Genomic DNA, 19654 nt, shown 5'->3' on the forward strand with positions numbered 1-19654 from the left:
AGCTTGGCATCTGGGAACAGGTAACGTGAACGACGACCGGTTCAAGTTAATAGACCTCAATCCGATGATCTCTCCCGATCCGGCCGTGTTGAGGCGTCAGGCGCGAAGGCCGATGAACTTCCGCGATGCCGATTTCGACGAGAAGTTTGACGACACCACCATATTCTACGATGTCTTCGAGGAACGGCCAGGATCGCTGTGCCTGATCGGCCCTCCGCTCTGGAACCTTTCCGAAACCGTTTTGAAGGGACGGTTCAGCGTTGGCGGAGAAGCGGTATCGGCCGCGCCGGAAGCCAGGGCACTGGACCGGTGCTGCGCGGTCGAACTGGCGGCCGGGCCGAACGGGCACCCCATCCTTGAGATCGAAACCGACACCGCAGCATTGCAAAGTACGATCGGCAAGTCCCACAATGATACGTTTCGCGGCTCCCGCGCGATGGTTACAATGTCAAGGGACAACGAACTGTCCTGGATCGACGAGTGGGTCCGATACCATGTCAGGATGCAGCGGGCGGACAGCTTCCTTTTCTTTGACAATCAATCGACCAAATATGACGCCCGTGAGATAGTTGATCTTGCCCGCCGGATCGACGGAATCCGGAACTTCTGGGTGGTCGACTGGCCTTTCAAGTTCGGGCCGAGTTTCGGACAGCTTCGCTTTCGAGGCCTTTTCCGTCCGGGCATCCTGACATTGCCCTTCGATCTTTGGCGCCATGGCCGCAAATACCAGCTATGGGACTCCAACTTCAGCAAATACGCGGCTTTGGAACTTGCGCGCCGCCGCTTTCTTCGCAATGCGTCATCCGTGCTCAACGCCGACATAGATGAACTGGTTCTGCCGGCATCGTCCGGGCAAACCGTGTTTGAAGCCGCCGAACAGTCGGCCAACGGCTATCTTCAATACGCCGGCACCTGGATATCATCGGCAATCGATGGTTATACACCTGGACAGGGCTTCAGACATCGCGACTTTAAATACAAGAAGCCGCAAGCCGGTCCCAGCGCCCTAAAATGGTGCGCGGTGCCGCAAAAAATCCCGCCGCAAAGCCAGTGGAAAATCCACTGCGTGACCGGCATGCAGCCCGGCACAGACGCCGGGATCGATTATCTGCATTTCACCGGCATCAACACGAACTGGAAATATGAACGATCCGTTTTCGCAACGCCGCCAGACGCCGGATACGAGGTCGACGACCGGTTGAGCGGCTTGTTCGCAGCCTGACGCTTACAACCGGTACCACTGACCTATCTCCGGCGTTGCGCGACACCCGCCGTCTTCATCAATCATTAACTTGACCGGTTACCCGCCCGGCTATCTAATATTTCCGTGCTCAACCAGTTGAACAGGACAAACCCATGAGGAAGCTATTTCTAGGGGCAGTGGTGGCCCTGATAATGCCTCTGATCGCCACGGCGGCGCTTGCACAGACGACCGGCTATACGACCGCGACCGTGCATCTTCGCGCCGGCCCGGGAACCAACTATCCGGTCATCGCAACCCTGCCCCAGAATGCAACCATCGAGGTTTATGGCTGCCAGTCCGGCTATGACTGGTGCGACATATCCTGGAATGCGGCGCGCGGCTGGATCGCGTCGTCATACATCCTTACCGTCAACAACGGTCAGAGAACCGTTCTGACACCGCAGGTTGCAGTCGCGGTGGGCATTGGCATTGTTGTCTTCAACCAGGCCTATTGGCACGCGCATTACCAGAACTATCCCTGGTACCCCTACTGGAACCGGTACTATCATCCCTACGCGCCCTATCATCCGTACCACCCGTACGGACCCTATGGACCATACGGACCGTATCATCCCTATCATCCGTACCATCCATATCATCCATATCATCCATATCACCCGTACCATCCGTACCACCCCTACGGGCCTTACGGACCGCTCTACAGCCCGCATCACGGCGGCGGACATCCCGCCCCCCATCACGGCGGTGTTTGGCACCGGCGCTGACGGATAGCCCAATAGTTGTGGCGGCACGATGCGTGCCGCCACGTCCGCGGGTGCGGTCAGAGCATTTCTGATTTTGATTGACGCAACAAAAAAGGCGGGCCGATGGGCCCGCCTGTCTTTGATACGGTCCGGTTCCTACCAGAGGGCGTAGCGCAGCGAGGCCGTTACGGCATGGGTCGAATAGCCGTTGTCGGAGCTCTGAACGCCGGTGGCGCCGGCCGCTGCCGAAACACTGTCGAAGCCATAGATGTCGCCGCTGCCGACATTGGTATATCTGTAGCCCAGATCCGCCTTCAGATTGCGGACGAACTCATAGGAAACACCGGCCATAAGCGCGTAGGTAAAGCGCCAGTCGGCCTGTCCCGCATGCGAAACCGTAACCGGCGTCGTTCCGCCGGGGCATGCGCCCACGCAGGTTTCCGACGCGACATAACTGTCGTAATCCACCAGCGTCAAACCTGCTCCGGCACCGACATAGGGCGTAAAGCCGGAATAGGTGCCGAGGTCGACATAGCCGTTTGCCATCAGGCCATAGGACTCGAAATCCGCAGCACCGCTGGTGTCACAACCGTCAGCCAACAGACCCGTACAGGGAACAGCCGCCGAACTGCTGGTCGCGCTGAAAGTGCCGCGCTGATAATTCAGCATTGCTTCACCGCGCAGCCAGTTGGTGAACTGGTAGCCGAGGCCGAGGCCGACACCCCAATCCGTCTCGAACGAGGAAGATGAATAACCAACCGCCGGACCTTCGGTGCTGGTGTTGAAATCCCAGGACCTGAAGGACGTGGCGTCGCCGCTCGTTGAAAAATCGTAGCTGACGTCACCGCGCAGATACCACCCGTTTCCCACTTCCACGGGCACGGTCCTCGGCAGTTCCGGCGCATAGATGATGTTGTCCAGATCCGCCGCAAGCGCCGCGTTCGACGCGCCCACGAGCAGCGCGGCAATCAGTGAACGGGACAATACACTTTTGATCATTAAACCAGTTCCTCTGCCAGGCTCGGAGTGTGAATCGCCACCGCGAGCTACGTCCATGAGATGACTATCGGGCAAACTGGTTAAGTTGCGGTTAAGCATGTTTGTTCACCACGTTCATTTACGGGTGATTATCCATGAACACGAAGAAAATCCTCCACAACGCAAAACCGCCCGGCTGGGCCGGGCGGTTTCATAAAAGCGTGATTGCCGGATTTACTTGTAGACCGGCGGAACGACCGGCGGCTCGTAAGGCGGCTCGCAGTCGCGGCCCGGATAGTAGCGCAGGCCGACATTGACCATGTGCGCGCTGAAACCGGAGTCCCAGCCAGGTCCTGCACCGAGCGCGTTGCCGAAGAAGTTTCCGCCCTCGATACGGCGATACTTGTATCCGGCTTCCCCGGCGAAGTCGCAGCGGAAGTAGTAGGAACCACCGGCACCGACTTCCCAGGCAAATCGCCAGGAGCCGCCGCCCTCATGGGTGACCGTCGGATCACAGTTTGTCGGATCGCCCACTTCACAGGAGGTGTTCTGCAGATCGTCCCAATTGACGTAGGAACCACCGATACCGCCGCCGACATATGGGACGAAGTGACCCCAGGCGGAGCCGTGACCCCAGAAATCAAGATCGACATAGACGCTGGCAATCAACGAGTAGGCATTCCAGCTCGACAGGTCGGTCGATACGCAATCTGCCGCGACGCCGCAGCTGCCATAGGTTGAACCGGTGAAATCGGAATCGAACAGATAGTCGAACATCAGTTCCGTTCTCAGATACCGGTTGATCTGATAACCGGCGCCGACGCCTGCGAACCAGGTGTTGTCGACGGAATGCGTGGCGAAAATGTTGGTACCGCCACCAACTGCATAGGTCGCGCCGCGGATCGCCGGCCAGGCATAGCCGACCTGCCCCTTGACATAGGCGCCCGACCAGTCGCCATCGGCAACATGGGTCGTGCCACGCATCTCGGAATGATAAACCGGTACCGGCTCCGGCGTCGGTGTTGGAATCGTGTCGGCAGCCCATGCCGGTGCGGCAACGAGTGCCGTTGTGGCTGCAATCAGGTAAACTCTCATTTTACTACTCCGCGCCCACCAAACAGGACGGACCCCCAATGCCCGCGCCGTGGCGATGTTTGAATTGCACGCTAGGAAGTGTCGCGTAAAAAGGTTAAGAGCCTGTTATCTATGTCCGTTTACCGAGGAATCGAATTTTCTGTAATAATTACAATAAGTAACAGCAAATAAAAATCGCATATTGCTGTTTCTTGGAAGCACGTTGATCAAAAAAAGATCCCCGCCGAACGCGTCACGGTCGGAGGAAGCACCGGGCGTGATGTACGTGAAGAGAGAGCCGGAAACCGGCCCTTTTTGGGTCTCAGGCGGCGCTGCGGACGCCTGAGATAACGTCGACGATCTGGTCGACAATCCGCTCGATCATGTCCTTGTCATCGCCCTCCGCCATCACGCGGATCAGCGGTTCTGTGCCCGACGGCCGGATGACTAGGCGGCCGCTTTCGGCCAGCTCTTCCTCGGCGGACCGGATGGCCTGCTGCACATGTTTGTTCTCCAGCGGCTTGCCGCCGGATATCCGGACATTCTTCAAAAGCTGCGGCACCGGCTCGAACCGGCGGCAGACCTCGCTGACGGGACGGTCCATGCGTTTGACGCAGGCGAGGATCTGCAGAGCCGCGACAAGCCCGTCACCGGTTGTCGCGAAATCAGACAGGACGATATGGCCGGACTGTTCGCCGCCGACATTAAAGCCGTTGGCGCGCATATGTTCCACCACATATCGGTCGCCCACCTTGGTGCGGGCGAGTTGCAGGTCGTGGTCCGTCAGGAACCTTTCCAGACCGAGATTGGACATGACCGTCGCGACGATGCCGCCGCCCGACAGCCTGCTGTCGCCCGACCAGGACTCGGCGATGACCGCCATCAACTGATCGCCATCGACGACGGCGCCTTTCTCGTCGACGATCAGCACACGATCGGCATCGCCATCGAGGGCGATACCGATATCGGCGCGCACCTCGTGGACCTTCTTGGCAAGCGCCACCGGATGCGTCGAGCCGCAGTCCAGATTGATATTGTGGCCGTTCGGCTCGTTTCCGAGCGTGATGACCTCGGCGCCGAGCTCCCACAGCGCCGCCGGCGCAACCTTGTAGGCGGCGCCGTTCGCGCAGTCGATGGCCACCCGCAGCCCGCTGAGCGAAACGTCGCGGGGCATCGTCCGCTTGGCAAATTCGATATAGCGGTCGTGCACGCCGTCGATACGCTTGGCCCGGCCGATGCTCTCGGACTTCGCCAGAAGCCGCGACATATCCGCCTCGATAAGCCGTTCGATCTGTATCTCGATCTCGTCGGACAGTTTGAAGCCGTCCGGCCCGAACAGCTTGATGCCGTTGTCCACATAAGGATTATGCGATGCCGAGATCATCACCCCGATGTCGGAACGCAACGAGCGTGTCAGCATGGCGACAGCCGGTGTCGGGATCGGGCCAAGAAGGAATACATCCATGCCCGAGGCGGTAAATCCCGCGACAAGCGCATTCTCCAGCATATAGCCCGAAAGGCGGGTGTCCTTGCCGATCACGACGCGATGGCGGTGGTCGCCCCTGCGGAACAGCTTGCCCGCCGCCAGCCCAACGCGCATGGCGACATCCGGCGTCATCGGAAACGTGTTAGACTTGCCGCGAATACCGTCTGTTCCGAAATACTGACGTGACATGGGTCCCTCGATTCGATCTCAATACGTGCGGCAGGTCACTACCATTCTGACCGGCCAAAGTGGATCAGATATCGTTTGCAAGTCTTTCAAACAAAAACGGCCGCATCAAGCGGCCATTTTCGCAACTTTTTCTTGACGGTCCGTTACTGGGGCTGTGGCTCCATTCCCGTATCCGGATTGTCGGGTTCTTCCTTGCCGTCCTGGCTTTTTGCGCCGGTCTTGGGCACCGCCGAACCGCGCGAAGGCGGCGTATCGTCGCCCATGTCGCGGGAAGGCTTCTCGCCGCGCAGCAGAGCGGTGATTTCGTCGCCGGACAGGGTTTCGTATTCGAGCAGGCCCTCGGCCAGTGTTTTGAAATCGTTGTTCTTCTCGGTCAGGATCCTGCGCGCCGTCGCATAGGCATCATCGATCAGGCGATGGATTTCGCTGTCGATCTTCTGCGCCGTCGACTCCGAAACGTTCTTCTGCTGCGCAACGGAATGTCCGAGGAAGACCTCCTGCTGGTTCTCGCCATAGGCGACCTGCCCGAGCTCGTCGGAAAAGCCCCATTGCGTCACCATGGCGCGGGCAAGCTTCGTCGCCTGCTCGATATCCGAAGCGGCACCGGAGGTGATGTTGTCCTTGCCGAAGGTGATTTCCTCCGCGACACGACCGCCCATCATGATGGCAAGACGCGACACCATGTATTTATAGCTCATGGAGTAGCGGTCGCCTTCGGGCAGTTGCATGACCATGCCAAGCGCCCGGCCGCGCGGAATGATGGTCGCCTTGTGGACCGGATCGGCCGATTCGACATTGAGCGCGACAATGGCATGCCCGGATTCATGATAGGCCGTGAGCTTCTTTTCCTCCTGCGTCATCGCGCTGGAGCGTCGCTCCGCACCCATCATCACCTTGTCCTTGGCATCCTCGAATTCGAGCATGGTGACAAGACGCTTGTTGCGCCGGGCGGCCATGAGAGCCGCCTCGTTGACGAGGTTCATCAGGTCGGCGCCCGAAAAGCCCGGCGTGCCGCGCGCGATCACCTTCAGATCGACATTCGGCGCCAGCGGAACATTGCGCACATGAACCTTCAGAATGCGCTCGCGGCCGATGATGTCCGGATTCGGCACCACCACCTGACGGTCGAAACGACCGGGACGCAGCAGCGCCGGATCGAGAACGTCGGGACGGTTGGTCGCGGCAATCAGGATGATGCCCTCATTGGCCTCGAAACCGTCCATTTCGACGAGCAACTGGTTGAGCGTCTGTTCGCGCTCGTCATTGCCGCCGCCGAGGCCGGCGCCGCGATGGCGTCCAACGGCGTCGATTTCGTCGATGAAGATGATGCAGGGTGCATTCTTCTTCGCCTGTTCGAACATGTCGCGCACGCGGCTGGCGCCAACGCCGACGAACATCTCGACAAAATCGGAACCCGATATGGTGAAGAACGGCACAGCCGCCTCGCCGGCCACCGAACGGGCCAGCAGCGTTTTACCGGTTCCGGGCGGTCCGACCAGAAGCACGCCGCGCGGGATGCGCCCGCCGAGCCGCTGGAACTTTTGCGGATCTCTCAGGAATTCGACGATCTCCTCGAGGTCTTCCTTGGCCTCGTCGACACCGGCGACATCGTCAAACGTCACGCGTCCGTGCGATTCGGTCAGGAGCTTCGCCTTCGACTTGCCGAAACCCATGGCGCCGCGCGACCCGCCCTGCATCTGGCGCATGAAGAAAATCCAGACACCCAGAATAAGCAGGATCGGCAGCCATGAGATCAGATAGCCGAAGAATGTGTTCGATCCGTCGACTTCCGGCTTTGCCGTTATGCCAACGCCACGGTCCTCGAGACGCTGCACGAGGCCCGAATCGCCCGGCGAATAGGTCTGGAACGATTTGTTGCCATCGGCATAGACGCCCGTAATGGTGTCGCCAACGATGGTGACATTGCGAATCTGCCCATTGTCGACGTCCTGCAGGAACTCGGAATAGCTGATTTCACGCGACGCGCTGCGCTCATTCGGCCCCTGAAACATATTGAAAAGGGCGATAAGCAACAGCGCTATGATTGCCCAGAGGGCAAAATTCCTGAAATTTGGGTTCATGCGGTACCCCGAAACAACCGGCGGCCCGCCATTTGGCGGGCATTTTCATGTGGCAATAACATAGGTCCCCGACGGTCCGTTGCCAAGACCACCCGGAGCGCAGATGCGACAAGTGCGGCAATTAATAGCCACCTGCACTGAACGCTTTGTTACAAAGGCGGTTCCGGATAGGGCGGCAAACCGAACAAAGCGGCGCATTCATCGGCCACGCTACGCTCGAAATCGGGCAGAAACAGGTCGAAATGCGTGAAGTATCGGATCATCTCAAGATAACGCGACCCGAATGCTGCCTGCCGCGTTTCCGGCGACTTTGCAGCGGCCGGCACAATCAACGCAGGCCGGGCACGGGCTGCCCTTGAAACAACCCCCGGCGGCAATTGATCCGACAGGTCCGGCGGAACAAACCCGCCGGCATCGTCCGCGGGCCCGATCAACACCGATCGCCGCTTGTAGCGACTGACCAGCCGATAGCGCCCGTCCCAGATGATCTGCCCACCCGCCGGCAACCGCATCGTCGGTATAGATCGCCGCTCGCGATAGACGAATACGCGCCGTGCCCGCCTGTCGATCACCGAGCGGCTCAGATTGACGCGCGGCGGCCCGCCGCCGGCGACCAGCCGCGCAATCTGGTCCTGCGAGCGCGAGCCCGGAAGATAGGCGCGCCCGCCGAGCAGCGCCGCCATGAGCGCCACAGCCTGCTGCAGCACGTCGGACAGGCCTTCCGGAACCAGCGGCAGTTCGGCAAGCATATCGCCATGCACGACCACATCGTCATGGAGGAACCGCGCCAGCCGCTCGCCGTCCTTGCGCCGCGCTGCGGCCATCGCATCGACCATCGACAGCAACCCGCTGTCGATTTCGGGACTGCCGCCCTCCTGCCGCACGCGCACCCGCTCGAAGCGCCGGTCATCATTGCTCGGATCGTCGATCCAGCCGATGCCGTCGCGCTCCAGCGCGGCGCGAAGATCGCCCCTGGAAACCGTCAGCAAGGGCCGCAATATCCAGCAATCGCGCCGGAAAAGCACCGCTTCGGCCATCCCCGAAAGCCCCCGGCCCATACCCCGCCTTTGCCGCATCCGTATGGTTTCGAGCTGATCGTCGCGCGTGTGCGCGCTGATCACGGCGGCTGCGCCGACGGATAAAGCCGCCTCGCGCAGCAATTCATAGCGGGCATTGCGGGCCGCGTCCTGCAGGCCGCTTTCCGGTTTTTTTCCGGTCCACTGCTTGGTGATGTGCCTTATGCCGCGCGATTTGCAGAAATCGGCGACCTGCTTCGCCTCCACGGCGGAGGCCGCTCTCAGGCCGTGATCGACGGTGACCGCGACAAGCCGCGGCCCGCCAGCGTGTCTTACATATTTGTCGAGGAGGTGCAGCAGCGCCGTCGAATCGCTGCCTCCGGAAACGGCGACGCACAGGGTCTTGGACGGCCGCAGCCTGGAAATGAATGTCTCAATCGCGACTTCCGGCTGGACCCCAGACACCTCACCCCATTCTAGCAGCTCATGCGGCTTTGCTCGACGGCGACCTTGCTTTTCACAGCATCCGATGCACTCGGATAGCGCGTAAGCACTTCGCGATAAGTGGCGCAGGCCGTATCGCGATTGTCAAGCGCCGCAAGCGACATGCCGAGCTTCAGCAACATCTCCGGGGCCTTTTGCGCGCTCGGAAACTGCTTGTGCGCAGTCAGCAACGTCTTGGCCGCTTCATGATAGGTGCCCTGCGAATACTGGGCTTCACCCAGCCAGAAATAGGCATCGGCCATTTTCGGCTCGCCCGGATGCTGGTCGATATAGTTCCGGAAGGCCGCTTCCGCCTGGGGATAATCGCCCGACAGGATGAACCCATAGGCCACGCGGTAGAGTTCCTCGGAATCGGACGCTGGCAAAGCCGCCGTCTGCGTCTGATCCTGGCCGGTTTGCCGGTCATCGACCATTTCACCGTTCTGATCGAATGTGATTGTTCCGAGATCTTGCGTGCCGTCCGACTGTTTCGCCGGATCGAGAACGACAACGTTTCGTTCGCCCTGCGGCTGCGGAGGCTCCGCCTCGGTGCGCTCGCCGCTGACATTCTCCAATTCCTGGAACCGGAACTCGTTGTCCTCCTGCATCTGGCGCATCTGCTCCTGCATCTGCAACAGCTGGAAGTTCATTTCCTCGATGCGCCCGTTGAGAATTCGGACCTGCTCCTCGAGCTGGCCGATGCGGAAGGTGGCGTCGCCCGCCTGCACCAGAACAATCGGCGCCTCGGGCACGGTTTCCGGAACCGCGATGCCGGCGGTTGCGGACATCGCTGCCCCGGCCGCATGAGCGAGCCCCGGTGCGATCGCCAGCGACAGGCAGGCGGCGAATATGCGGGAAGTTGCGATCATTGTTCTTTACCCTTGCTTTGACAGCGCTACCCCGATGCCCCTTACCATGCCTGTTCTAGCTGCCTACGCCGGAGACGACTGTTACGGCGCGGCGGTTCTGCGACCAGCAGGAAATGTCGTCGCACACGGCAACCGGCCGTTCCTTGCCGTAGGAGATCGTCTTGATCCTGTTCGACGAAATGCCCTTGGAGATCAGATAGGACCGGGTCGCCGCAGCCCGCCTTGCACCCAGCGCAAGGTTGTATTCGCGCGTACCGCGCTCGTCGGCGTGACCTTCGATCGTTACCGACTTGTCCGGATATTTCTTCAGCCATTGGGCCTGCCGGTCGAGGGTTGTTGCCGAGTCCGGCCTGATAGCCGCCGAATCGGTGTCGAAAAAGATCCGGTCGCCGACATTCAGCGTCAGGTCCTGCTGCGATCCGGGCACGGCGCCGCTGCCCCCCAGACCAAGTTCGCCCGGACTGTTCGGAAGCGTCCTCTTGGACGAGCAGCCTGCCAGGGCAAGCACGGCAACCAGCGCCAGCACAGCCGGACTGCGCGCTATGCTCATCATCAGGTTCATGGTCGTTCTCCTCGTTATGACGACACTGGAATTGTTCGGTGCCCGACTGACAGGCAAAGCGCCGCGTGACCCTTATACAGTACATTGCGGCATCGATGCGACTGGTCTGTGCCTATTTCAACAGCGGCGACCAGGCCGGATCGGAACCGTAATTGGGCGTTTCCACCCTCTGCTCGTTATAGCCGGTCAGATCGATCGAATAGAGCTGCGGCCCGGAAGCGCCCGCCGGCTGACGGAAAAACATGATCACCCGACCGTTCGGCGACCAGGTCGGTCCCTCATTGTGGAAACCCGTCGTCAGGATGCGCTCGCCGGAACCGTCCGGTCGCATGACGCCGATCGAGAATTTGCCGCCGGACTGTTTGGTGAAGGCGATCAGGTCGCCGCGCGGCGACCAGACGGGCGTCGAATAGGACCCGTCGCCGAAGGAAATCCGCTGCTGGTTGCTGCCGTCGGCATTCATGACATAGAGCTGCTGGCGTCCGCCCCGGTCGGATTCGAACACGATGCGGTTGCCGTCCGGCGAATAGGATGGCGACGTGTCGATGGCTGCCGTATCGGTCAGGCGGGTTGTTGCCCGCGTGCGCAGGTCCATGGTGTAGATATTGGCGTTTCCGCCCTGCTGCAGGCTCATGATCACTTTCTGGCCGTCCGGCGAAAAGCGGGGCGAGAATGTCATTCCCGGAAAGTTGCCGACAATCTCGCGCTGGCCGGTTTCGAGCTGCAGCAGATAGACGCGCGGCTCGCCGTCGGCGAACGACATATAGGTGACCTCCTGGCGGCTCGGCGAGAAACGGGGCGTCAGCACGAGGTCGTTGCCCTGCGTCAGAAAGCGCAGATTGGCGCCGTCCTGATCCATGATGGCAAGCTGCTTCTGGCGTTCATTGCGCGGCCCTGTTTCCGAAACGAAAACGACGCGGGTGTCGAAATAGCCGCGCTCGCCCGTCAATTCCTCATAGATCGCATCGGCAATGATATGCGCAACGCGCCGCCAGTTTTCCGGCTGCGTGAAAAATTGCTGTCCGATCAGCTGCTCACCGGCAAATGTGTCCCAGAGGCGAAACTCGGCCCGCAGCCGTCCGTCGGCCTCCTTGCTCACGCGGCCGACCACCAGCGCCTGCGCATTGATGACACGCCAGTCCTCGAACCGGGGCGCAAGATCCGGATTGGAGATCTTCTGGATGAACGCTGCCTTCTGTATCGGCGCGAACAGACCGGACCGGCGCAGATCATCGGCGATCACGCCGGATATTTTCGGCCCGAGGTCATCTTCGGAAACAAAATCGGTGACCGCCATTGGCAGCGGTTCGACATTGCCCTGGTTGATATCGATTTCGACAAGCGCGCTGGCCGGCAGGGCCGTTGCGGCAAGGCCGCAAATGATGACCAAGCTCCTCAGGAGGAAACCGCTCAGCACGGCAATTGGCGTCGGAAGAAGTGCGGTAGGCATCGTGCTCAAGGAATTTCCCTCAAAACAGCTGTGACGGGTCGAAGTTAACCACAACATCGGCCCATGTCTCGTATTTTTCAGTCGGAAGGTTGTAGGGCGCGCAGCGCAGGACGGCCCTGCGGGCATCGCCCGAAAGAACCCGTCTCACATTGGCCGTCCCGCCCGAAGCTTCAACGGCGGGTGCGCCCTCGATTTCGCCGTTGCGGTCGAGGCGCATCGTGACCCGCACGCGGATGTCATCCCCATCCGCCATGCCTGGCCGGATGGTCCAGCAGCGCTGGATCTGCCCGCGCAGCGCATCCATCTCGGATTGCGACAATTGCAGGCCCGAGGTGGTTCGCTGACCGCCGAGCGCGGCCTCCTGCTGGCTGCGCCGCGCCCCGCCGCCGGCCGGATCCTCGCGGTTCAGAAGCGCGGCGATCTCGTCCGCATTGAAATCGCTGTCGCGGGTCGAGGCCACCTTGGATGTCTGCTGGCGGTCTTCGTTGATCTTGCGTTCCGGCGTCTTGGCGGTCTGCGCCTTGGGCGGCTGCGGACGCAGTTTCGGCGTCGGCACCTTTTCCGGCAGCGGCTCGAACTCCGGCTTCGCCGTCTCGGCGCGGGAAATAGCTTCCGCCACCGGATCGGGTGCGACCTCACGCTGCGGCTCCGGCAGGGCCGCGACTTCCGTCGCCGCCACCGGTTCAGGCTTCTCGGCCGGCCTCGGCACCGCTTCGGGCTCCGTGGACGGAAGCGGTTCGGCAATATCGGCCCTTTGCGGCTCCGCTGCTGCTTCGACAACCCTTTCGGACGGCTGCTCGGCGGGCGTCGGTTTCAAGTCTACCGTATTGTCGCCGACATTCACCGCATCCTCGACCGGCTTCGGACGGCTTGTAGGCCGCGGCGCTGCCCGCTCCGCCGCCGATGCGGAACGGTCGCCCTCCTGAATCTCCGTGATCGAGGAAACGGGAATGATGTCGACGGGCACGGCCTCGATTTCCACGGCCTCGTGCGAATCAGGCGCGGAGAGCCAGAACAGACCCCAGCCTAAAAGCATCGCATGAGCAAAAGCGGATATGAGGACGCCGAGTTTCATCGCCGATGATCAGCCATCCTGCTCCTGCAGGGTGACCAGGCCTAGATTCTTGTACCCTGCGGAGGAGATGCGCGCCATCACGCGCATGACGGTGCCGTAGTCGGCATTGCGGTCGCCGCGCACATAAATGCGCTCCTGATACCCGGTCGTTGCAATCGCCTGGAGTTTCGGAACCACTTCATCGAGCGGAATGGAGGTTTCCTGCAGGAAAATCTCGCCGGCCTCGTTGACCGACACGGTGATCGGCTGGGTCTCGGAATTGAGCGCGCTGGCTTCCGTCTCCGGAAGATCGATCGGCACGCCGACGGTCAATAGCGGCGCCGCGACCATGAAGATGATGAGCAGCACCAGCATCACGTCGACAAACGGCGTCACGTTGATTTCGCTCATCGGCTTGCGCCGCCTGCCCTGCCGGTGTGCGCCACCGCGACGGCGGACACCGGAGGTTGATGTATCTGTCCCCATAACCATTGATGCAAACCCTACTCGGCTGCCTGGCGCGGCTGCAGCTTTTCGTCGATCTGGCGCGACAGGATGCCGGAGAACTCGTCCGCGAAACCTTCCATGCGCGCGGTCAGCTTGCCGGCATCGGAGGAGAATTTGTTGTAGGCGATCACAGCGGGAATGGCGGCGAGAAGACCGATTGCGGTGGCCAGCAGCGCTTCGGCGATACCGGGCGCAACAACCGCGAGATTGGTCGATTTGGATCCGGCGATGGCCTGGAAGGAGGTCATGATGCCGACCACGGTGCCGAACAGGCCGATGAACGGCGCCGACGATCCGATCGAGGCGAGCGAACCCAAGCGCGCCTCCAGCTTCTCGCTTTCCCGTGCCAGGGTCACGTCCATCGACTTGTCGATGCGCATCTGCAGGCCCATGGGCGAGCGCGCCCCGCGCTCGAAGGACTTTTTCCATTCCCGCATGGCGGAAACGAAGATCGAGCTCATGCCGCTCGTTTTCCGGTCGGAGAGCATCTGATAGAGATCTTCAAGCGACTGGCCGGACCAGAACACCTGTTCGAAGCGGTCGAATTGACGCCGCGCGCGGCCGAAATTGATCGTCTTGTCGATGATAATTGCCCAGGTCCAGATCGACGCGGCGACCAGTCCCACCATCACCAGCTTGACCACGAAGCTGGCTTCAATGAAGAGTGCCCAAAGCGTAACCTCGTTAGTGGCAGCCAGACCTACCTGTTCCATACCGTCCGATCCTAGAATTAGAATGTTGCGCCGCCGCACGCTTGCAGGATCCGCGTCGATAGACGCTTGATGCGGTCCGGTTTCGCTTTTACTGCTCGCACCGTCTCACTCACCCGGGCCTGCCTTGTCGCGGCAAATTTTGGTCAAAGGAAGGCGCAAGAAATGCGCAATCCCTCAAATTCCATTAAGGCACGGTTATGGTTAATGACAGGTTAGGAAATAAGGCAAGTGTTAATTCCGTACAATGACGGGAACGTGAAATTATCAAGTATTTCCGGGGCACAAGGGTCAAAGGCAAAACAATTGGGCGGTCTCCTTCGGCATCCGCGAAAGCCGGCCTTGCCGATCGACCGTCGCCACGGTGACCGTTGCGGCAATTAACTGCTTGTCATTGCACGCTATTTTCTGTTTGAGCACGAGCCGCACGCCGGTCAGACGCTCCGGCTCGGTGGTGATCTCCAAAATGTCGTCCATTCTCGCCGCGGCGCGAAACGCGATATCCATGTGGTAGACGACGAATGCCAGCCCGTCCTGCCCATCGGCCAGGGCGCTCTGATTGACGCCGAGGCAGCGCAGGTAGTCGGTGCGGCCGCGTTCGAGGAAATTCAGGTAGCGCGCGTGGTAGACGACACCGGAAAAGTCGGTGTCCTCGTAATAGACCCGCTGCAGAAGCCGGTGGCCGTTTCCGACAAGTTCTCCGGCAAGCGCCTCTTTCAACATGGCCTCCATCAACAACTATGGGTGTTCGCGCGGTTGACCGAACACAATTTCATTGCCAGAGCAATGCCCGATTGACACACAAGTGACATATGGGCCCGCTGGTCATTGTATTCCTGTCATAATTGCGGTCTAACGCTCGCCAAAGATGCGAATGGAGGATATTCCCATGAAAATTGCGGTTCTCGGTGGTGACGGATTTGTCGGATGGCCGACATCGCTTCACCTTTCGGAACAGGGACATGACGTTCACATCGTCGATAACCTCTCCCGCCGCTGGATTGACACGGAGCTCGGTGTGCAGTCGCTCACCCCGATGGATTCCATTCAGGAACGCACCCGCATCTGGCATCACGAGACAGGGCGGCGCATCCACTTCCACCTGATCGACGTCGCGCGCGACTACGATGTCTTCAAGTCCTGGCTGGCGGCCGAGAAGCCGGACGCCATCGTCCACTTCGCCGAACAGCGGGCCGCGCCATACTCGATGAAGTCCGACCGGCACAAGAACTACACGGTCAACAACAATGTCAACGCGACGCACAATCTGCTCAACGCCCTGGTGGAGACCGGCGTCGATTCGCATCTGGTCCATCTCGGCACGATGGGCGTTTACGGCTATTCGACCGTCGGCGCGGCCATTCCGGAGGGATATCTGGAAGTGGGCATCGACACCATGGCTGGCGATACGGTCCGGCAGGACATCCTCTATCCGGCCAATCCCGGCTCGATCTACCACATGACGAAATGCCTGGATCAGCTCCTGTTCCAGTTCTACGCCAAGAATGACGCGGTGCGGATCACCGACCTGCATCAGGGCATCGTCTGGGGCACCCACACGGAGCAAACGCGCCGCCACGAGCAGCTCATCAACCGGTTCGACTATGACGGCGACTACGGCACCGTGCTCAACCGCTTCCTGATCCAGGCGGCGATCGGCTATCCGCTGACGGTCCACGGCACCGGCGGCCAGACCCGGGCATTCATTCACATCCAGGATTCCGTGCGTTGCATCGAGCTTGCCTTGCAAAACCCGCCTCAGGCCGGCGACAAGGTCAAGATCTTCAACCAGATGACCGAAACCCACCGGGTCAAGGATCTTGCGGAGCTGATTTCGCGGCTGACCGGCGTCGACATCGCCTACCTGCCCAACCCGCGCAAGGAAGCGCCGGAAAACGATCTCGTCGTACACAATGAGCAATTCCTCGAACTCGGCCTCGATCCGATCACGCTGGAAGAAGGCCTGCTCGAAGAGGTTGTCGAGGTGGCCAGGAAATACTCCTACCGCGTCGACCGCAGCCGCATTCCGGCCGTATCGGCCTGGACCAAGGACATCGAGCCGACGATCAACCGCGACCCCGAAGGCAAATCGCTGAAATCGGCGTCGTAACCGGGACAATCGCGCCGTGGATGAGCATCCGGAGCTGATCGCGTCGAAACCGACGGGCAGCAAGACCGCCTATGTAACGCTTGTCACCAACAGCGACTATGCGGCGGGCGCGCTTGCGCTGGTCCGGTCCATCGTGCTCACCCGAACACGGGCCGACATTGTCGTGCTGCACACCGGCGCCGTGCCGGCCTCCGACCTGCATGCGGTTGAGGCTTTAGGCGCGCGGCTGATCAGGGCCGAATTGCTGCCCACCTCGGACGGCTTCAATCAGCGCCACGCCCGCGCCCGTCTGCATGCCGATGCCCCCTTCACCAAAGGCCGCAAGCCGGACTTTCACACGCCGCTCGACAATTTCGTCAAGCTGCGGCTGTGGCAGTTGGAGGAATACGAACGCTGCGTGTTCATCGACGCCGACGCCATTGTCCTGCGCAACATCGATCGCCTCTTCGGTTATCCGCAGTTTTCCGCTGCGCCCAATGTCTATGAATCGCTCGCCGATTTTCACAGGCTGAATTCCGGCGTCTTCGTCGCCGAACCGTCCGCAGCGACGTTCGGCGACATGCTGGCCGCTTTGGACAAGCCGGACATCTTCTGGAAACGGACCGACCAGACCTTCCTGCAAGACTACTTTCCGGACTGGCACGGGCTGCCGGTCTTCTACAACATGCTGCAATATGTCTGGTTCAACATGCCCGCGCTTTGGGACTGGCCGTCCATCGGCATCCTTCATTTCCAGTATGAGAAACCCTGGGAGAAGGATCACCCGAAGGCCGGGCGACTGGCACCGCTCATTGCGCTGTGGCAGGCCTATCTGACCGGTGACACCATTCCCGATATCCGATCGCTGAAAAACCCGTCGAGCGGCGCATGACACATGTTCTGGTGACCGGCGGCAGCGGAACGGTCGGCCGCTTCATCGTCGACGACCTGCTCGAACACGGATACGAGGTCACGATTGCCGGCAGGAACGCCCCGGAGCCGGACGTGTTCCGCGCGCCCGTGCGCTTCATCCCCCTGTCGCTCGATCCGAAAGCGCATTTCAGCCAGGTCCTGGCCGGTTGCGACATGCTCGTCCACGCCGCCTTCTCGCATGAAAAGGGCCGCTATCGGGGCGGTGAAGGCGATGATGTTCCCGGCTTCTGGCGCAGCAACTTCCTGGCGACATTGCTTTTGTTCAATACGGCGGCACAGGCGGGCATAAAACGCGGCGTGTTTCTTTCAAGCCGCGCAGCTTATGGGAGGCAAGCTCCGGGTGCGAGGCTTGTCGAAGCGATGCCGTCGCATCCCGACACCCATTACGGCGCCGTGAAACTGGCCTGCGAACGCCATCTGCGGAAACTGAACCGCGAAAGCGGGCTTGTCGTCGCCAGCTTGCGTATCACCGGCGTTTACGGATCGTCGGCACTAGGCGCGGCACATAAATGGCAATCACTTTTTGCCAATTACCTGGATGGGCGACCGGTTGAGCCCCGCTGCGGCACCGAGGTCCATGGCCGCGATGTCGCGAGCGCAGTCCGGCAAGTGCTGGAGGCCGATGAAATCGAAGTGGCCGGAAAGGTCTTCAATGTCTCCGACCTGCTCGTCGACCATCATGACCTGCTGGAAATCGTTGCTGCCAACACCGGCTGCAACAATCCGCTGCCGGCGAAAGCCGACAGCGCGTCCTGCAATGTCATGGATACAACCAGGCTGCGGAGACTCGGCTGGCGGCCGGGCGGTGTGGACTTGTTGAAATCCGAAGTCGCCCGTCTTGTGGAGAACTAGAGCAATTCTGAGTTAGATTGGAACTGGTTCCGCGCGGCGCTCGCTGACAGAAGCACTGAAGCCTTCATGCCCTCGTCGAAGAACCGCAAGATCGAAATCTCGCAGGACGGGGAACTCTGCCGCCAGCGCCACCAGATCGACTACATGTTTGGCAAGCTCAAGGACTGGTGGCGCATCGCAACAAGCTACGACCGATACGCCCACACCTTCTCTCAGCTTTTGCATCGCCGCAACCGTCGCGTTCTGGTTGTTATCAATGAGCCCTGAGCTTAGTTTCCCTCCAGAAGCGCCCGAAACCTTTCTTGCATTTCTTGCGAGTTATATTCCACAGCAATTTCAAGCGGAGAAAGTCCGCTGTCCGATTGCGCATCGAGTACAAGGCCGTGCTCAAAGAGAACATCCAGCACATCGGGATTTCTACCAAATCGGGCGACAAGGTGCGCTGCGGTCCAACCGAGACCGTCTCGGGCGTTTGGATCGGCTCCCGCATCGAGCAGTATCAGATAGGTTTCGATATTTTGGCTGTGGGCGATCGCTGCCATGAGCGGCGTAGCGTATTTGTCGTCCGTCCAGTGAGGTGAGAGACCCTTTTCGAGCAGCAGTTTCAACATGCCTGTGTGATCATTTCTTGCCGCGTGATGCAGGGCCGTGTTCCAGATGCTATTGGGTGCTTTGCCCTCCACAAGGACAAGAGGCTCTTGCAGCCTTTCCGCCTCCTCGAAAAAAACCTCCAAGGTTGCCGGGTCCGGGTTCTTGTAGGCAATCAAAAAAGACAATCGCCCACCTGACCATGAGCGGCCATTGGGAGAAACACCGGTGGCAAAGAGCCGCCGAACATCGTCGACCTTTGCAGATTCGGCCCAATCCAGATCACAGGTCGGACAGTCCTGCGCCATCACACTTTTCGATGCAATGGCGCACAAAATGAAAATGGCGACACAAAGTCCAGTTCCTGCTTTTGCGCAAATCGCAACCGAAGGATACATCGTATGCTCTCCTTGGCACGGTCATTGATCTTTGTTCTCGAGCTCTCCACAGCGCCGTGCAAGTATTCCCATTAGCGAATTGGAATGCCATTTTCGGAAAAAATGACACCATCATTTTCTGACTTAATGCCATACTCCAGCTTTTTGCGACCTGCCAATGCGGATGGTCTTGACCTTCTCACTGAAAGCGGTCGGTGGAGCGCTTCCGGCAAACGATGGTAGAACCCGCAACTGAGACATCACCACCTGCATCGCAAGTATCCGGTGACGACTGGTTGTGGTGTACTCCGTATTTGTGAGTACGCCGCCTGGCTAGGCTCAGGACTCATTGATCAGAGCCAGAATGCGACGGTTGCGGCGATACAGATGGCCGAGAAGAAGGTGTGGG

At 60.2% G+C, this 19654-nt stretch carries 19 protein-coding genes; 6 read left to right on the plus strand and 13 right to left on the minus strand.

The window, feature by feature from the left end; genetic code table 11:
• Positions 1-25 precede the first annotated feature (25 nt).
• Positions 26-1222, plus strand: coding sequence for a hypothetical protein (locus OOZ53_RS21190; RefSeq protein WP_271091731.1), 1197 nt, complete (start codon positions 26-28; stop codon positions 1220-1222).
• 134 nt (positions 1223-1356) lie between these two features.
• Entirely contained in the window at positions 1357-1968 is a 612-nt protein-coding gene (locus tag OOZ53_RS21195) for an SH3 domain-containing protein (protein ID WP_271091732.1), read from the plus strand.
• A gap of 135 nt (positions 1969-2103) precedes the next feature.
• On the opposite strand, the gene OOZ53_RS21200 is transcribed toward OOZ53_RS21195, so the two are convergent.
• The 12 genes from OOZ53_RS21200 to ybgC form a co-directional block, all read right to left on the minus strand.
• Complete coding sequence (locus OOZ53_RS21200; RefSeq protein WP_271091735.1) at positions 2104-2946, minus strand: outer membrane protein; 843 nt, start codon at positions 2944-2946, stop codon at positions 2104-2106.
• 213 nt (positions 2947-3159) lie between these two features.
• Positions 3160-4020, minus strand: coding sequence for an outer membrane protein (locus OOZ53_RS21205; RefSeq protein ID WP_271091736.1), 861 nt, complete (start codon positions 4018-4020; stop codon positions 3160-3162).
• A gap of 301 nt (positions 4021-4321) precedes the next feature.
• A complete protein-coding gene (gene glmM, locus OOZ53_RS21210) occupies positions 4322-5674 on the minus strand; it encodes a phosphoglucosamine mutase (protein ID WP_271091737.1) in 1353 nt (450 codons plus the stop codon).
• A 143-nt stretch (positions 5675-5817) separates the two neighbouring features.
• Entirely contained in the window at positions 5818-7755 is a 1938-nt protein-coding gene (gene ftsH / locus OOZ53_RS21215) for an ATP-dependent zinc metalloprotease FtsH (RefSeq protein WP_271091738.1), read from the minus strand.
• Positions 7756-7904: 149 nt separating this feature from the next.
• Entirely contained in the window at positions 7905-9236 is a 1332-nt protein-coding gene (gene tilS / locus OOZ53_RS21220; protein WP_271091739.1) for a tRNA lysidine(34) synthetase TilS, read from the minus strand.
• A gap of 11 nt (positions 9237-9247) precedes the next feature.
• Positions 9248-10123 carry a tol-pal system protein YbgF gene (ybgF, locus tag OOZ53_RS21225; protein ID WP_271091740.1) on the minus strand — a complete coding sequence of 292 codons (876 nt, stop codon included), beginning with the start codon at positions 10121-10123 and terminating at the stop codon, positions 9248-9250.
• A gap of 55 nt (positions 10124-10178) precedes the next feature.
• A complete protein-coding gene (pal, locus tag OOZ53_RS21230; protein WP_271091741.1) occupies positions 10179-10685 on the minus strand; it encodes a peptidoglycan-associated lipoprotein Pal in 507 nt (168 codons plus the stop codon).
• Positions 10686-10797: 112 nt separating this feature from the next.
• On the minus strand, positions 10798-12135 hold the full coding sequence (tolB, locus tag OOZ53_RS21235; RefSeq protein ID WP_271091751.1) for a Tol-Pal system beta propeller repeat protein TolB: 1338 nt from the start codon (positions 12133-12135) through the stop codon (positions 10798-10800).
• Between the two features lie 19 nt (positions 12136-12154).
• The gene (locus OOZ53_RS21240) at positions 12155-13210 is read right to left on the minus strand and encodes a hypothetical protein (protein ID WP_271091742.1); all 1056 of its coding nucleotides are present in this window, start codon (positions 13208-13210) and stop codon (positions 12155-12157) included.
• Between the two features lie 9 nt (positions 13211-13219).
• A complete protein-coding gene (gene tolR, locus OOZ53_RS21245) occupies positions 13220-13675 on the minus strand; it encodes a protein TolR (RefSeq protein ID WP_271091752.1) in 456 nt (151 codons plus the stop codon).
• A 17-nt stretch (positions 13676-13692) separates the two neighbouring features.
• Positions 13693-14409, minus strand: a complete 717-nt coding sequence (gene tolQ / locus OOZ53_RS21250; RefSeq protein ID WP_271091743.1) for a protein TolQ — start codon at positions 14407-14409, stop codon at positions 13693-13695.
• A 288-nt stretch (positions 14410-14697) separates the two neighbouring features.
• Positions 14698-15126 (minus strand): tol-pal system-associated acyl-CoA thioesterase, encoded by a 429-nt coding sequence (gene ybgC / locus OOZ53_RS21255; protein ID WP_425499207.1) that lies wholly within the window; start codon positions 15124-15126, stop codon positions 14698-14700.
• 169 nt (positions 15127-15295) lie between these two features.
• On the opposite strand from ybgC, the gene OOZ53_RS21260 reads away from it, so the two are divergent.
• The 4 genes from OOZ53_RS21260 (at position 15296) to OOZ53_RS21275 (ending at position 18547) form a co-directional block, all read left to right on the plus strand.
• Positions 15296-16516, plus strand: coding sequence for an NAD-dependent epimerase/dehydratase family protein (locus OOZ53_RS21260; protein ID WP_271091745.1), 1221 nt, complete (start codon positions 15296-15298; stop codon positions 16514-16516).
• Between the two features lie 16 nt (positions 16517-16532).
• Entirely contained in the window at positions 16533-17387 is an 855-nt protein-coding gene (locus OOZ53_RS21265) for a glycosyltransferase (RefSeq protein WP_271091746.1), read from the plus strand.
• Entirely contained in the window at positions 17384-18280 is an 897-nt protein-coding gene (locus OOZ53_RS21270) for an NAD-dependent epimerase/dehydratase family protein (protein WP_271091747.1), read from the plus strand. Before OOZ53_RS21265 ends, OOZ53_RS21270 begins: the two co-directional genes overlap by 4 nt.
• Positions 18281-18346: 66 nt before the next feature.
• The gene (locus OOZ53_RS21275) at positions 18347-18547 is read left to right on the plus strand and encodes a hypothetical protein (protein WP_271091748.1); all 201 of its coding nucleotides are present in this window, start codon (positions 18347-18349) and stop codon (positions 18545-18547) included.
• A gap of 2 nt (positions 18548-18549) precedes the next feature.
• Here the strand turns inward: OOZ53_RS21275 and OOZ53_RS21280 are convergent, their stop codons facing one another.
• Positions 18550-19266, minus strand: a complete 717-nt coding sequence (locus tag OOZ53_RS21280) for an ankyrin repeat domain-containing protein (protein ID WP_271091749.1) — start codon at positions 19264-19266, stop codon at positions 18550-18552.
• Positions 19267-19654: the final 388 nt, after the last annotated feature.

The sequence above is a fragment of the Allohoeflea poritis genome (assembly GCF_027889715.1).
GTDB classification, from domain to species: domain Bacteria; phylum Pseudomonadota; class Alphaproteobacteria; order Rhizobiales; family Rhizobiaceae; genus Hoeflea_A; species Hoeflea_A poritis.